The following is a 14,932-nucleotide window of genomic DNA, read 5'->3' on the forward strand; positions in this document are numbered from 1 at the left end:
TATGGCTCGCGATTACGCAGGTAAACGCAGCCCCGGCCGCGGGCGCAGCAATGGGCGTCGCGGCAAGGCTAAGGCGAAAAAGCCTTTTCCGTGGGTGTTGTTGTTGTCAGTCATGGCCTTAATTGGCCTCGGTGGCTTTGGTTTGCTCACCATTCGTGGTGCCAGCGATAACCCTGCCCCCAGCACGGAAGTGGTGGCGCCGAAACCACAACCCAAGCCGCAAAAGCCGCTGCCTAAAGCACCGGAAAAAAACAGCTGGGAATATGAAAAGGCCCTGCCCAACAAAACCGTGGAAGTGGACGTTGAGCAGCAACAAAGCCAAGGCCCCTACCAGCTGCAGTGTGGTTCGTTCCGCACCCAGTCCCAGGCCGACTCCATGAAGGCCACCATCGCTTTCCAAGGGCTGGAATCGCAGGTGCGCCGCACTGAAGGGAAAAACGGCGTTTGGTATCGCGTGGTGTTAGGGCCATTGGACACCAAGCGTCACGGTGAAGCCGCCCGACACAAACTGCAAAAGGCGGGCATCAACACCTGCCAAATGTGGAAATGGACCAACTGATCCAGCCACCATCAACAAGGCGCCCACGGGGCGCCTTGTTTGTTACTGCCATACACTAGGAAACCATGAGCACACGCCAACACTGTAGCCGTTGCCAGCGCCCACAAAAAGTGTGCCTGTGCAGCGCCATTACCCCCGTTCGTCACCACACACCGGTGCACGTACTGATGCACCCCTCAGAGCACGGCAACGCCAAAGGCACCGCCGTGGTGCTGTGCTTAGCCTTAGAGCGCGGCACCCTGTGGTTGGGGGAAAGCGCCGCCGACTTTGCCGAACTGCAGCAGCAGTTGGCGCAGGGGCCACAACCGGTGATGTTGCTGTACCCAGACGACAACGCGGTTATGGTTGAGCACAGCAACGCCAGCGAAGTAGGCCAGCTGCTGGTGCTGGACGGCACCTGGCGTAAAACCCACAAGATGCTGCAACTGAACCCGTGGTTGGCGCAGCTGCCGCGCTTAGGCTTTGCCCATGCGCCCCAAGGCGATTACCAGATCCGTAAAGCGCACCGCGACGACAGCCTCTCTACCCTTGAAGCCGTGGCCTATTCGCTGGAGCAATTAGAGCAGTGCGATCCCGCCCCACTGGCGCGCGCCTTTGACGCCATCAAACAAAGCCAACTGGCGTTCATGCCCGCCGAAGTGCAGGCGCGATACCAACGCCAGCGCACAAAAACCGATTGATTGCCCCGGCCAGCACTGGCGTATTATGGCCGCAGCCATTACCATTAAATGATACTTATTATCATTTGAGCCATTTAATGGAGTCCCCTTTATGTCTGCCATCAACATCAGCCTCGATCATCAACTGCTGGCCAAACTGATCGGCGATGGCCACCTGTGCGTCGCCCAGCTGAACGCGTTAGACCAACACAGCAAAGCCGCCCTGTGGCGGCTTTGCTTAGAGTGCAGCTGCGACATGCGCTTCGACAGCAACGGCGAGCCGCTGCAGTTTAAGCCATATACTGACCGCCGTTTATCGACAGATTCGAACCAGTAATGTAGCCCGCTTGCTGATCCGCTAAGAACAGCACCGTACGGGCGATCTCCTCCGGCTGACCAAAACGCCGTACCGGAATTTGCGCCTTAATTGCTTCTTGGATCTCCGGTTTGATGGCGCGGATCATGTCGGTTTCGATGTAACCCGGCGAAATGGTGTTCACGGTAATGCCCTTGCTGGCCACTTCCAGCGCCAACGACTTGCTAAAGCCATACATCCCCGCCTTCGCTGCCGCATAGTTGCACTGGCCAAACTGGCCTTTCTCGCCATTCACCGACGAGATGCTGATCACTCGGCCATAGTTGCGCGACAACATGGGCACCAGCGCCGCCCGCGTTAAATTAAACACACTGTCGAGGTTGGTACTCAGCACCTGCTGCCACTGTTCCAACGCCATCTTCTTCAGCTGACCATCCATGGTGATCCCCGCATTATTCACCAACACCTTGATCGGCCCGATGCTCTCTTCAATGTCTAACACCACCCGTTGGCACTCATGAAAATCACCAACATTAAACGGCAGCACGGTAATGTTGGGGTGTGTCTGCGCCAATTCACCGGCGTATTTTTCGGCATTGCTGCTGTTAGGTCGGCACCCAGCAACAACGTAAAAACCTTGTTCTGCCAAAGCCTTACTGATTACTAAACCAATACCACCTAAACCACCGGTTACCACTGCGACACTGCGTTCCATGTGAAAACTCCTATGCGTTTAAAATGCACAACCAAGTATGTTGATCGGGAATGACAGTTAAATGAATGGAACAGTAAGCCCAGTTTTACCAGTAGCCGATGGCTATGGCGCCATAACCAGTTGCTTGGCCTTAAAACGGTTAAATAAAAGCCTTTCATTAACAATTGTTTAGCTTATAACCACTGGGAATGTCCGGACCATAAGCAAGGTTTATTGTGGGATTCCTCAGAGCCAAAACCGCCACAATGTAACGATTTGATAAGAATGTCGGCTCAACGCCACGGCGGCCTCAAAGCCCAGCCGCTGGCAGCGAGGCTTCGATAACGCTGTCGCCATCAGCCCGCCAATCGCGGCAGCAGTAACCGCGATCAGAGGCCAGAGACGGTAAGTGATCACTTACGCTGGCCGTTGCCCGCCCCCAAGCTAAAGCGTGCCCCAGTTCACTCCTTTATCGGGTAAATCCACTGGTTTTACCTGCCAAGGGTTGAAGCGCGCCAACTTATCCCCACATCTACCACAATGAGAACACACGTCCGCACTGGACGTTGCTAGAGAAGGGTTCGAGATGACCACCATTGTGTCTGTTCGCCGCGGCGACAAAGTTGTTGTTGCCGGAGATGGCCAAGTTTCCCTTGGTAACACCGTAATGAAGGGCAATGCCCGCAAAGTGCGGCTGCTGTCTGGCGGCAAAGTGATCGCCGGTTTCGCAGGCGCCACCGCCGATGCTTTCACCCTATTTGAACTGCTTGAATCCAAGCTGAACGCACACCAGGGTCACTTAACCCGTGCTGCCGTTGAGCTCGCCAAGGCATGGCGTACCGAACGCAGCTTGCAGAAGCTGGAAGCGATGCTGATTGTGGCCGACGCGGAAACCAGCCTGGTGATCTCTGGCAACGGCGACGTGGTTGAACCAGAACACGATCTGGTTGCCATTGGCTCTGGGGGCAACTACGCCCAAGCCGCCGCGATGGCGCTGCTGAAGCACACCGAAATGGACGCCCGCGCCATCTGTGAGCAAGCGCTTACTATTGCCGGAGACATCTGTGTGTTCACCAACCACTCTCACACCATCGAAGAACTGGCCACTGCCGCCGCTGTAAAGGAATCCAACTGATGTCTGCCATGACCCCACGGGAAATCGTATCCGAGCTGGACAGCCACATCATCGGTCAATCCGGTGCTAAAAAAGCCGTTGCTATCGCTTTGCGTAACCGCTGGCGCCGGATGCAGTTGGCCCCAGAGCTGCGCCAAGAAGTCACCCCAAAGAACATCTTAATGATCGGCCCAACCGGTGTCGGTAAAACCGAGATCGCCCGTCGTTTAGCCAAGCTGGCGCAGGCGCCGTTCATCAAGGTGGAAGCCACTAAATTCACCGAAGTGGGTTACGTCGGTAAAGAGGTTGAGCAGATCATCCGCGATCTGACCGACTCGGCCATTAAGATGACCCGCGACCGCGAAGTGGAACGCAACAAGTTCCGCGCCGAAGAAGCCGCCGAAGAGCGCATCCTCGACGCTTTGCTGCCAAAACCAAAAGATCAGTGGGGCAACGACGAAGAGGCCAGTAACACCTCAACCCGTCAGGTGTTCCGCAAAAAGCTACGGGAAGGCAAGCTGGACGACAAAGAGATTGAGATCGATCTGTCGCAGGCGCAAATGGGCGTTGAGATCATGACCCCACCGGGCATGGAAGAGATGACCAACCAGCTGCAAAGCCTGTTCCAGAACATGGGCGGCCAGCAGAAAGATCGCAAAAAAATGAAGGTAAAAGACGCCTTCAAAGCGCTGATCGAAGAGGAAGCGGCGAAGCTGGTCAACCAAGAAGAACTGAAAGAGAAAGCGATTGAATCCGTTGAACAAAACGGCATCGTGTTCTTGGACGAGATCGACAAGGTGTGTAAGCGCGGCGACACCTCTGGCCCCGACGTATCCCGTGAAGGGGTACAACGCGATCTGCTGCCCTTAGTGGAAGGTTGCACCGTTAACACCAAGCACGGCATGGTCAAAACCGACCACATCCTGTTTATCGCGTCCGGCGCCTTCCAGCTGGCGAAGCCGTCGGATCTGATCCCAGAGCTGCAAGGCCGTTTGCCGATCCGCGTTGAACTGGACGCGCTGTCGGCCAACGATTTCGTGCGAATTCTGACTGAGCCCAACGCCAGCCTGACCGAGCAGCAAATTGCCCTGATGCAGACCGAAGGGGTCAGCATTGAATTCAGCCAAGACGGCATCGAACGCATCGCAGAAGCCGCTTGGCAGGTGAACGAACGCACCGAGAACATCGGCGCTCGCCGCTTGCACACCGTGATGGAACGCTTGATGGAAGAGATCTCGTTTGACGCCTCAGAAAAATCAGGCCAAACCTACACCATCGACGCCGACTACGTGAACAACCACTTAGACGTACTGGTTGAGAACGAAGATCTGTCGCGCTTTATCCTGTAAGGAATTGTCATCATGGGCCCAACCGTTACCGCGCTGAAACTGAAGCGCACCTCGCGCTTATTAGAGGTGACCTTCTCTAATAAGAACCAGTTCAGCATCAGCTGTGAACTGCTGCGGGTGTGCTCACCCTCGGCCGAAGTGCATGGCCACGGCAACCCGCAATTGGTTACCAACAAGCGCATGGTTAACATCGATAAGATTGAACCGGTAGGCAACTACGCGGTGAAGCTGCACTTCGATGATGGCCACAACACCGGTTTATTCAGCTGGGATGTGCTGCACGATTTGGGGCGCAACCAAGCCAGCCACTTTGAAGAGTATCTGACTCGGTTAAAAGCCGCCAAAGCCAGCCGCGAACCGCTGATCCCACTGAACGTGCAGTTCCACGACGCCAGTAAAGATTAAGCCGCGCCACCTTGGCTGAATCGAGTTAGCCCGCGCTGGTGCGTTCCGGTAACCCCATAAAAACCACGCCTTGGCGTGGTTTTTTGCTGCCCTGCTGGCGCGCCACTGGGCGTGCACAAAGCCAGCCTGTTAGCTTAATTTCGCCCGATGACTGAGGCCGTGGCACCTCGGCCATCACCTTACTGCTGGCGCCGTCAGGCGGGGCACTTGCCCTAAGCCAGAAGCAACCACTTACCAACGAAAAAACAGATATTTATCCAACCAAAATCCCATCGGGATCCGCTAAACTGGAACGCCCAATCGCAGCAAAACACGGCGGCCATGTTCCAATTTTCCCTGAGTGCCAATCACCATCTGCACATTGATACCGGCAGCTGCCAAGGGCTGCACTGTCAGCTGATCCTCTCCGGTTGGGCCGACGGCTTGATCTGGTGGGTGGTGGATCAACACGGCAACCGCCAACGTCAGCAAGGCCATGATTTGGGCATCGATCTGATCCCTATCTTGGAAGAAAAACCGCAGCTGCAGCCGTTTTTGGCCAGCTTTCCTCACGGCTGTTTAGAGCACGCCCGCCTGTTTGGCCACAACGCCTTTGCCATCCTGCAACTGGCCAGCCGCCATCGCAGTGTGTGCGAACTGCTGCAGCTGCGCCCCACTTTGCTGGCGATGCTGTATTTCCTTATCAGCGATCGCAGCCAGTTGGTGCAGGCCGCTAACCAAGGGCAGCGCCAAGCCTTGGCAGTGCTGGATCTGCCCGCCAGTAAACGCAGCCTAGCTCTGCTGGATAGGTACCAAACCGAACGCTACAAAATGCGCGGGATCCAACTGCTGCAACGGCTGTTGGCGGACGCGGCCTGCATGGATCGATGTCGTCATCAGCCCGTGTTGAACGATTGGGTGCTGGCGCTGGCTCAAGGGCAGGATCCACAACGGCGCCATCCGTGGCTGCTGGGTACGCCGCTATTGCAGGTGCTGTGTCAGCCGCAACACCGCTATCAGCGTGAGCGATTGCTTACGACCATCGGCGACTGTGATCGCTTGGGGCACGCCTTGGGCAACCCGCAGCGGCAGCGCCAGATCGCTGCCTTAACCAACGTAACGGCGCTGTTTGCCCTGCACGACCGCTGGACCGATCGCTTGAATGCCCAGCGACCCGTGCTGCCCCCACAGGTGGATCTGGATGAGGAGCTGATCTTCACCGATCAGGAGCCAACCAATGAGCCGGAAGGGGACTACCGCTACCCACTTGCGCCGTTCGCTGGCGACGAACGGCTGAGCCCCATCACCACCTTTACCGAGCTGTGCGATGAAGGCGCCAGCATGCGCCATTGTGTTCGCAGCTATCATCAGCAACTGGTGGGGGGCAATTACTTTATCTACCGTGTGCTGCAGCCCGAGCGAGCGACCTTAGGCTTGCAGCTGAAAAAGCGCCTTGGCCGACCGCAATTGCAGATCAGTCAACTGCAAGGGCCCAGCAATCGCGCCATTAGCCCAAGCACTCGCGATGCGGTGATCCAGTGGCTGCAACAGCAACCTTCGCAGCTCTAATGGCCAAAGCGAATACGGTTCCCTTCCCCTAGTTGGCGGCTTCGGCGTCTTGACGCTTTAACCGTTTGTGGCCGTCTTCCGACACCCCTTGCTTCCAGTAACTGCTGATGTAGATGCGTTCACGCGCCACCGCTTGGTCATTGCGAAAGTAGTGCCGCAGGGCGCGCATTTGCTCGAATTCACAGGCGCTCCAGACCGCAGCGCGACCCGCTAACCACGGCAGTGCCCGCACGGTGGTTGCAAGCGACTCGGCCCCACTGATCCAGATCAGTTGCAGGTTTTCAGGCACCGTCAGCGGCTGCTTATCTGCCAGCTCTGGCACTTGGATCACCGCGTAACCCGTTGCGTTGGCCGGTAACCGCTCAAACTGGGTAATCAATGCAGGCAGCGAGGTCAGATCCGCCACCATAAAAAACCAATCCGCTTCAAGGTTGATCGGGCTTGCCGAGCCGATCCCGGCAATGGAAATGGTGTCACCCAGCTTGGCATTCATCGCCCAACGAGCGGCAAAGCCCCAGTCGGTGGCGGTGGTCGTATGGCGCACAAAGTCCACTTCCATGCTGTGTGGCTGGGGCGGCACCCGGCGGATGGTGTAGGTGCGAAGCGTTGGCCGTTGCCCCTCGGCTAAGCCACCAAGATCGGTATCGCCACGGTCGGTAAACATCAATTTGATGTATCCCCCGGCGCACTCCTGCGGCAGCTCAGTCTGATCATCCCCTTGCAGGACGAGACGCTGAACATTGGGGCTGATTTGGCGCGAGTCAATTACGGTGAGTTGTTGCGGGGTTGGCTTTTTCTTCATGCTAATAGTTCTCATTTTCAATTAAAGAACTTTACCACAGAAGTATAGGCTTTTTCACAACCACTTTTGCGGCTACTTTTTCGGCCACTTTGGCGCCATAGGCCAATCCCGCCGCACGTGGTGGCGGTGCGGAGTCGAACGCTTATATTCACAAAACAACACTTTGCCAAGCTTATATTTCGCAAGGAATACCGGCGAATTATTTTTCCCCCGCAACAGTAACGTTTTATTTAACTGGAATTAAATGAAAACCAACCGTTTCTTTCACTCCGCAAGTAACGATGAATCCGAATGACATTAATTTAATCATTCGGAAAAAACCATAAAATCGCGTACAATAACCGATTGAATTTGAGTTGTTGTGATGTATGAATATTGAAGTTAACGAGTTGCATACCCCAGAAGTAACTTGCGCTAATTGTCAGGCCTGTTGTTGCAGCTTAGAAGTGATGATCATCTCCGATACTGGGGTGCCTGAACGCCATATTCACGTTGATCGCTATGGCAGCGAAACCATGCTGCGCCTAGACGATGGCCGGTGCTCGGCACTGGATCGAGAAACCCTCATGTGCACCATCTATGAAAATCGACCTTGGGTGTGCCGCGAATTTGAGATGGCCTCGTACGAGTGCATTAACGAACGTAATGAAAAAATGGGCAACGCTCAAACTAATTAACCACACGGCCCTCCTTTTCCTGCGGCCTATGCTTGCATTCACAGCGACATAAAATATGCTCGGCCTTATTTAAGGAGAGAATGTTATTTATATATACAACCCATTAGTTTATATAAATTAAAACGTCGCCCGCTCCGCTTATGAGCCCTGCTGTTGCCACCACAGCATTCGTGCCCAGATGTAGAAACTGCGGTGCCAGGTTGGTTCGCCATAATGGCGTAACTGGTGCTGGGTTAACGGCAGGATCCGCCGATCCCACGGCTGCAGTTCCAGCCAATCGTACCCCAACGCCAACTGTTCAAAGCGATTGCTGACGCCGCTGCCATCCACCCCAAAACTGAGCATCGCCGGCGGTTGCGCCACCTGCTGCATCAGGGTGTTGGCCATGCACTGCAACTGCGGGCTGAGATCGCCATACCCCAATTGATGCGCCATCAGCACAAAGCCCACCTCTAGGTGGCCGTGATTCAGATCTTCGATTTTTTCATGGGCTCGGCCTTTCGGGTCAAAAGCGTAGCTCCAATGGCAGTAACCGCCGGATTTCAGTTCCATATTGGCCAGCAAAAAACGCAGCAGCTGCGCCGCCTTTTGCTGCAGATCCTCGCTGTCATCATGCCAGCGGTGCGCCAACATCATTGCCGTGGCCATCGACACGCTGTGATTGAACGGCAGTGGTTTGGTAAATAAACCGCGATCGCCAATCACCCTGTTTTTGAAATTAACGTAGTGGTAAGAGCCGCTGATCTGCGGATTTTTGCTGGTGCTGTAGGAGCTGTCATGGCTGCGAATTATCGCCACGCTTTGCGCTAAATAGCGATCGGCGGCGGCCAAATAATCGTGCTTCTGCGCCGTTTTAATGTGATCCACTAAGCGCAAAATGCCACTGAGGATCACCCCATCGGTCAGCACTTCCGAGCGCCAGCCTCGAAATGGTCGCCGCCAACCGGGCACCGGCAAGGAACCATGATTTAGGTAGGGCTTGGGGGCAACATTGTAGGGCTGGGCGTGCAGGTTCAGCTCGCCACGGCTCACCCGCATCGCGTCGGTATTGGCCATGATGTGATCCGCCAGCTCAACCGCGTAATCCAGATAGCGGTCGTCGTTATAGGTTTGCGCCATGGTGACGTAAGCGCGCAGCCAATAATGGCCTTCCCACGTAAAACGCTCGCCGTCGTTGCCATCGGTTACCCCCAATAGCGGCCGCTGATTGGGGTAGTTATGGGCAAACCACCGATCCCACTGCTGTTGATTCGCGATGTGAGCCGCAGGCACCGCCACATTGCCGTTCAGCGGCAACCAGTCGCTGCTGCTGACGTGGTGCAACGTCACCCGGGCCTGTGGATCGGCGCTGCGCTGCAACACCTTGCCGTTAGCAAAAGCGATGTTGCGGCTGTTGCGGTGGTTGCGGCCATCAATCAACGCCAGCCCTTGCAGCGCCCCCGTGGATGGGGTTTGACCATTAAAATAGAGGTACTGCCACGATAGGGCGGTGGGATCGAATAAGCCCAACCCTAACTCGGCATGATTGGCCCCATCAGAAACGCGGATCTGCCCAGCACTGATGGTTATCTCAAGATAACGCCGCTGAGGTAACTGCAGCTGCCCCAAGCGAAACTCGTGCCCCAACCAGCGGCCATGCACTTGCTGATGACTGAAACCCAGGTAATCGCCATTGTCGTTGGCCAGTAAGGTGGTGATTGTCTCAGCCGAGTTTGGCAAACGCTGCAACCACGCCACCAGCTTGATGCTGCCTTCACTTTGCCACGGCGAGAGTTCGGCATAGCCACTGCCGCTGAAATGCAGCGCTTGGCCATCTGCCCCCAGCAGCGGCGAACGAGATGCCGAGAGCGGCGGCATCGATTGCAGCGGCTGTGGCGCTGGATTTAACGTTGCAGTTGATGCGCTGAGGGTTGGCCTTGATGCTGGTATTGCTTTCGGCCTTAGTGCTTGCTCGCCTGCCGCTATCGATGTTGAGGCTGAAGCCAGTGCTGACTCCGCGCCGTCGGTCGTACCAAACAACCGTTGCCAGTCAGCCGCGGCAAACACCGCCGGGGCGGGGTTGGGTAACCGCCGTTGGCTGCGCTGCCAATCGGTGGCGGCCACGCCGATAAGGCGGCCAACAGCATTGCCAACGGCGCTGTCCTCGGTGCTGTCCTCTATGTCGCCATTAATGCCGCCATTGATGCCGATCATGCCGTGGCCACGCACAAAGCCATAGGCGCGGGAATTGTCGCTGTTGTTGAGATCCAGCAGCACCAATGCCTGCAAGCCACCTTGAGAAAAATCCTGATCGCCACGGCGATAGATCCAATCGTAACTGACGCTGGCTGGGCGAATGGCGGGATCGCTTTTGCTGTGCTGCTGACGACCATCGCTGACACTCAATCGGCCTTGCGCCACCGTCAGCTCAATAAAGCCACTGCGCTGAAATTCAAATTTGCCGAAGATCCCTGGGTAGCGCCCGCCCCAGCGCCCCTGCACGCTGTGGTGGCTGAACGCCAAAAACTCGTGGCTGCTGGCGGAAGACAACAACACCGTGCGAGCATCTGCATCGGCATTGAGGTTGCGAAACCACGCCAACACTTTGAAGTTGCCGCTGGGTTGCCACGGCTCGATTTGGCCGTAGCTGTTGTGGCCATTAAAACCCACCACATCGCGGGCCAAGCCCGCCTGTGCCAAGACGGCGGGCGCCAACAGCACAATGGCCAGCAGACACCAGCAACGGCTTACAAACTTCACCATCTGATCGTTCTATTTCTCAATGTGTCGGGCCCAAACCACCAGAATGCGTGCTGCTGTGACCACCGATGCGATAACGGATCTCAAGTGTAGCCAATCTTGGCTAAAGCCTGTGGCCCCGGCCCCACTTGCCAATCGCCCCTACAAGGCGCTCACTTAGCGATTAACATTTGATTTGTAATGAGTTTTAGAAACGGCGCTGGGGATCAGTAAAGCTAACATTTATGCTGTGATTGCGCCTTGTTATCCGCCCCAGCCAGATTGTGTTCAGCAGCAGCCAAGGGTTTGATCTATAACAATATGCCCGTGGCCAAGGCAGAGGATAGTAATCAGCCAAGTGGATCAATTCGAGGTGGTTATGGAGCGGCTACAACAGCAGTTTGAACGGGCGGTAATGCAGATGCGGCAGCTGCCTTATCAGGTAGACAGTGCCACCAAATTGCGGCTGTATGGCTTGCACCAACAGGCGCGCTTTGGCAATAACTCGCGAACGGTGCCCGCCCCGTGGCAAACCATCGAGTTTTCCAAATATGGCGCCTGGCAAGATGTCAAAGGGCTGAGCGCAGAACAAGCGATGCGCCACTACATTGAACTGGCCGAGGCCATTGGCCGCAGCCAAGTCTGCCATTAACTGCGCCAACCCAGCGACTTAAGAGTGACGATTTAGCCGTTCACGCTGGGCTTGGCGAAACTGTTCACGGGCCTCGTCTTGTTCTGGCTCTTGCTGCCACAAGCCGTCGGTGGGATCGTCATCGGACTGCTCCCACTGATAGCGTTTGCGCGGCGGCAGCGGATCGGCACGGCCATACCACAGCGCCGCCAGCACCCCGCCCACGCCACCAAACAGATGCGATTCAAACGACACGCTCGGATCCCGTGGCAGCACCCCATACAGCATGCCGCCAAACATAAAGAACGCCACCATCATCAGCGCAATTGAGCGGCCATCGCGGCGCACCAAGCTGCCCACCAGCAAGAAGAAAAACAACCCGTGGGTTAACCCAGAAGCGCCAAAGTGATAACTGCCGCGGCCCGTAAGCCAAACGCCCACCCCAGCCACCAACCAGATGATGGCCAGTACCTTCCAGCGGCTGTTGGGGTAGCCGTACAACAGCGCCGCCCCCAACACCACTACCCCAGTGCTGTTGGCCGCTAAGTGCGAGGCCGAGCCGTGGATCAACGGCGCGGTTAAAATGCCCCAAGCGCCGCTGAGTTCGCGCGGGTAGATCCCCCATTGGTGCAGCGACAGGCCCAACAGGGTTGCCACCATCCAAATCAGCCATAACAGCGCGGCAAAGCCAACGCTCAGCTGAATGCTGCGCTTTAATGGGCGCAGAGCTTGGCTTATTCGTTTCATCACCACTCCTTTGCCACCATCACCATATCAGACCGTTGTGGCCACTTATTTATTACTTGGGGCGGGGCAGCAGTGCTTCAAGTTGGGGCGGGGCTTTGATGCAGACTCAAGCGGCGAATGTTTTCGCCCATGCGCTGAAAGATCACCGCGTGGGCTGGCAGCATCGCCCACCAATACAGTAAGCCGGGGGCGCCCGCGGGATACCACCAACACCTCACCAGCAGCTGGCAGCCTTGGCCTTGCGGGGTAAGCACAAAGGTGAGCCCCCCCATGCCCGGCGCCTTCATGCCAAAATGCAAAGTCAGTCGTTGGGCGTCGATGCACTCCGCCACCCGCCACGAATCGATGCGATCCCCCTGTTGCAGGTGGTTGGGATCGCGGCGGTAGTAGTTCATGCCCTCGCCGCCCACCATCGCATCCAGTAATTCACGGATCCGCCACAGTGGATCAAGGGCAAAGTAGCGATGGCGCCCGCCGATCTGGCACAGCTGCCGCCACACTTGCTCGGGGCTGGCATCAATGAAGACCGTGGCTCGCTCCTGTTTGGGGTAGAAACCGTAGTTGGCACGCCAACGTTGTTTCAGCAGCAGGGCGATGCTGGGATCCTGCGCCAGCAACTGCGCTTGCTCTTGCGCCAGCGCGGCTTTGACGGCGTCATCAAAACCCAATAATGGCCTCGGGAAGCGGAGCTCTATGGCGCTGCTGTCGCACAGCAGATCTTGCTTTAGGCCGCCGATCAGCGCCCGGGCGATCCCTTCGGGTACCGAGGTGATAAAGCGCAACCAATGAGCCGACAACGCCGGCGACAACAACGGCACCCCGATGATGCGGATCTTACGCCGCAGCAAGTGCGCCAGCTTTTGCATCTGCTGCTGATAGCTCAGTTCCTCTGGCCCGGCGGCGTTAAAGATCTGACCATCAACATCGTCGCTTTGTGCCAACGCCCGCAGGTAAAACAGCAGATCGTCGATGGCGATGGGCGCCATTTTCGACCGCACCCAGCGGGGGGTGATCATCACTGGCAGGTTGGCCACCAGATCGCGCATCACTTCAAACGCCGCCGAACCCGCGCCGATGATCACCGGCGCGCGCAGCTCAATCACGGGCACCGTCCCTTGACGCAGCACCTCGCCGGTGGCGGTACGACTATCCAAATGGGTGGAATGGGCGCCACGGGGGCACACCGCCCCAAGGTAGATGATCCGCTTAACCCCTGCAGCGGCGGCCGCGTTGGCCAGATTGGCGGCTCCTTGCCGCTCTCGCTGCTGATAACCTTTGCCTTCGGTCATCGCGTGCACCAGAAAATAAACCACGTCGATCTGCGCCAATGCCGCAGCCAAGGTGCTCGACTGCAGCAGATCCAGCCTCACCTTATCGCAGTGCTGCCAGTTGGGGCGGCTCAGTTTACTGAGATCGCGACCAGCAAGGCGCGGCTGCAGGCCATCCTGCAGCAAGGCATCGGTCAGATGGGTGCCAACAAAACCGCTGGCACCAATAATCACTGTGCGGCAATTTCTGTCCATGTGGTTGTTACGCTTTAGCAAATGGGCTTGATCACAACCCTAGTTGCCCCAGCGTACTTTTGCCGCAATAACCGCCCAGCGAAATCGTCGTCGCGGCATCGCGCCTAGCCGCCCCGCGTTATGCCCACTTGTGCTACCATGCCTCTGGCAGCTCACTTTGCTGCCACGCTAAGCGGCACAGCTCGCTCACGTCATCCCATTGCCGCAACTGCAGCCACTGCACTAACGCATCGCCCATTGGCGGGTACACGATCGGATCGATCCCCGATTGCCCCAACCACGTTTCAATCTGGCTTGGCTCTAAGTGCTTCATCACTTTGGCCGCGCCTAGCAGCTCTAAGGCCATGGCGTTCGACAGCTGTTCAAACTGGCCCTGCAGCGGTTTCAACAGCAGCTTTTTGCCCAACACCAGCGCCTCTGACACCAGCTCAAACCCCGCCGAGCAGATCACCCCAGCGCAGGCGGACAACTCTTGCTGAAAACCATCGCGGCTAAAGCCATGCCACTGCACATTCGCCGCTAACCCCGCCGGTGCTGGGCTGCCATGAAACACCGCAAACGACTGCTGCGGCAGCTGCCCCAGCAACGTGGCAATGGTGTCGGCCGCTTCAAACGGCAGATACACCAGCACCCGCCCCGTTCCGTGTGGCGCCACTTGCAGCGGTTCGATGAAGGGCGGCAACAGATCGCAGCCAAAGTGATGCCAATGGCAACCCAGCGCCACGGTGGCCGGCGCAAAGTGATCCATGATCAGTCGATTAACCACGCCATCGCCGGTCATCGGCACCGGGTGTTGAAACGCATTTTGGTGGCTAATGCCGATGCAAGGCAGCCCCTGTCGTTTCGCCGCCCAGGCGGTGATCGGCTCAAAGTCGTTTAACACCAGATCGTAGCCCGACAGATCCAGCTGGCGCACATCCTGCCACCATTGCCACAGGTTGTTGTGCCGCGCCGTTTGCAGCAGCTGCACCGCCCCATCGCGACTGACGAACGTCAGCCCTTGGCGACAATCAAAATCCCCAAAGGGCTGCATATCAAAGAACTGCTCGCGGTCGCGGCCAGAAAACAGGTAGTCCACGTCGATCCCCGCTTTCGCTAACGCCGGCGCCAGTACCCGCGCTCGGGTCAGATGACCGTTGCCCGTGCCCTGCACCCCATAAAGAATTCGCATCATCTTCCTTAATCGCAAT

At 57.0% G+C, this 14,932-nt stretch carries 15 protein-coding genes; 9 read left to right on the plus strand and 6 right to left on the minus strand.

Features of this window, described 5'->3' with window-relative positions:
* The first annotated feature begins 1 nt into the window (after window position 1).
* From Q0796_RS05795 to Q0796_RS05805, 3 genes are all read left to right on the plus strand, one after another.
* Entirely contained in the window at window positions 2-559 is a 558-nt protein-coding gene (locus Q0796_RS05795) for an SPOR domain-containing protein (protein WP_298441045.1), read from the plus strand.
* Window positions 560-624: 65 nt separating this feature from the next.
* Window positions 625-1,239, plus strand: coding sequence for a tRNA-uridine aminocarboxypropyltransferase (locus tag Q0796_RS05800; protein ID WP_298441047.1), 615 nt, complete (start codon window positions 625-627; stop codon window positions 1,237-1,239).
* A gap of 91 nt (window positions 1,240-1,330) precedes the next feature.
* Window positions 1,331-1,555, plus strand: a complete 225-nt coding sequence (locus Q0796_RS05805) for a hypothetical protein (protein ID WP_298441048.1) — start codon at window positions 1,331-1,333, stop codon at window positions 1,553-1,555.
* Here the strand turns inward: Q0796_RS05805 and phbB are convergent.
* Complete coding sequence (gene phbB, locus Q0796_RS05810) at window positions 1,509-2,249, minus strand: acetoacetyl-CoA reductase (RefSeq protein WP_298441050.1); 741 nt, start codon at window positions 2,247-2,249, stop codon at window positions 1,509-1,511. The genes Q0796_RS05805 and phbB overlap by 47 nt on opposite strands.
* A gap of 565 nt (window positions 2,250-2,814) precedes the next feature.
* On the opposite strand from phbB, the gene hslV reads away from it, so the two are divergent.
* The 4 genes from hslV to Q0796_RS05830 all read left to right on the plus strand — a co-directional run bounded on the left by hslV (window position 2,815) and on the right by Q0796_RS05830 (window position 6,644).
* Window positions 2,815-3,363: an ATP-dependent protease subunit HslV gene (hslV, locus tag Q0796_RS05815; protein WP_298441052.1), complete on the plus strand. Its 549-nt coding sequence runs from the start codon at window positions 2,815-2,817 to the stop codon at window positions 3,361-3,363.
* Window positions 3,363-4,691, plus strand: a complete 1,329-nt coding sequence (hslU, locus tag Q0796_RS05820; protein WP_298441054.1) for an HslU--HslV peptidase ATPase subunit — start codon at window positions 3,363-3,365, stop codon at window positions 4,689-4,691. The genes hslV and hslU overlap by 1 nt, the downstream gene beginning before the upstream one ends.
* Before the next feature lie 12 nt (window positions 4,692-4,703).
* Complete coding sequence (locus Q0796_RS05825; protein WP_298441055.1) at window positions 4,704-5,096, plus strand: gamma-butyrobetaine hydroxylase-like domain-containing protein; 393 nt, start codon at window positions 4,704-4,706, stop codon at window positions 5,094-5,096.
* Window positions 5,097-5,417: 321 nt separating this feature from the next.
* Entirely contained in the window at window positions 5,418-6,644 is a 1,227-nt protein-coding gene (locus Q0796_RS05830) for a PcfJ domain-containing protein (protein WP_298441056.1), read from the plus strand.
* 28 nt (window positions 6,645-6,672) lie between these two features.
* On the opposite strand, the gene Q0796_RS05835 is transcribed toward Q0796_RS05830, so the two are convergent.
* Window positions 6,673-7,446, minus strand: coding sequence for a siderophore-interacting protein (locus Q0796_RS05835; protein WP_298441058.1), 774 nt, complete (start codon window positions 7,444-7,446; stop codon window positions 6,673-6,675).
* A 368-nt stretch (window positions 7,447-7,814) separates the two neighbouring features.
* Here Q0796_RS05835 and Q0796_RS05840 point away from each other — a divergent pair, with 368 nt between their 5' ends.
* A complete protein-coding gene (locus Q0796_RS05840; protein ID WP_298441060.1) occupies window positions 7,815-8,123 on the plus strand; it encodes a YkgJ family cysteine cluster protein in 309 nt (102 codons plus the stop codon).
* A gap of 138 nt (window positions 8,124-8,261) precedes the next feature.
* Here Q0796_RS05840 and Q0796_RS05845 read toward each other — a convergent pair whose 3' ends face one another.
* Complete coding sequence (locus tag Q0796_RS05845; protein WP_298441062.1) at window positions 8,262-10,865, minus strand: hypothetical protein; 2,604 nt, start codon at window positions 10,863-10,865, stop codon at window positions 8,262-8,264.
* A 334-nt stretch (window positions 10,866-11,199) separates the two neighbouring features.
* Between Q0796_RS05845 and Q0796_RS05850 the strand changes: the two genes are divergently transcribed.
* Entirely contained in the window at window positions 11,200-11,493 is a 294-nt protein-coding gene (locus Q0796_RS05850; protein WP_298441064.1) for an acyl-CoA-binding protein, read from the plus strand.
* Window positions 11,494-11,511: 18 nt separating this feature from the next.
* Here Q0796_RS05850 and Q0796_RS05855 read toward each other — a convergent pair whose 3' ends face one another.
* From Q0796_RS05855 to Q0796_RS05865, 3 genes are all read right to left on the minus strand, one after another.
* Window positions 11,512-12,219 carry a rhomboid family intramembrane serine protease gene (locus tag Q0796_RS05855; protein ID WP_298441066.1) on the minus strand — a complete coding sequence of 236 codons (708 nt, stop codon included), beginning with the start codon at window positions 12,217-12,219 and terminating at the stop codon, window positions 11,512-11,514.
* A 77-nt stretch (window positions 12,220-12,296) separates the two neighbouring features.
* Entirely contained in the window at window positions 12,297-13,742 is a 1,446-nt protein-coding gene (locus Q0796_RS05860) for a DUF2867 domain-containing protein (protein ID WP_298441068.1), read from the minus strand.
* A 133-nt stretch (window positions 13,743-13,875) separates the two neighbouring features.
* Window positions 13,876-14,913, minus strand: coding sequence for an MJ1255/VC2487 family glycosyltransferase (locus Q0796_RS05865; RefSeq protein WP_298441069.1), 1,038 nt, complete (start codon window positions 14,911-14,913; stop codon window positions 13,876-13,878).
* Between the last annotated feature and the right edge of the window lie 19 nt (window positions 14,914-14,932).

Source organism: uncultured Ferrimonas sp., assembly GCF_947489035.1.
In the GTDB taxonomy this organism is placed as follows: domain Bacteria; phylum Pseudomonadota; class Gammaproteobacteria; order Enterobacterales; family Shewanellaceae; genus Ferrimonas.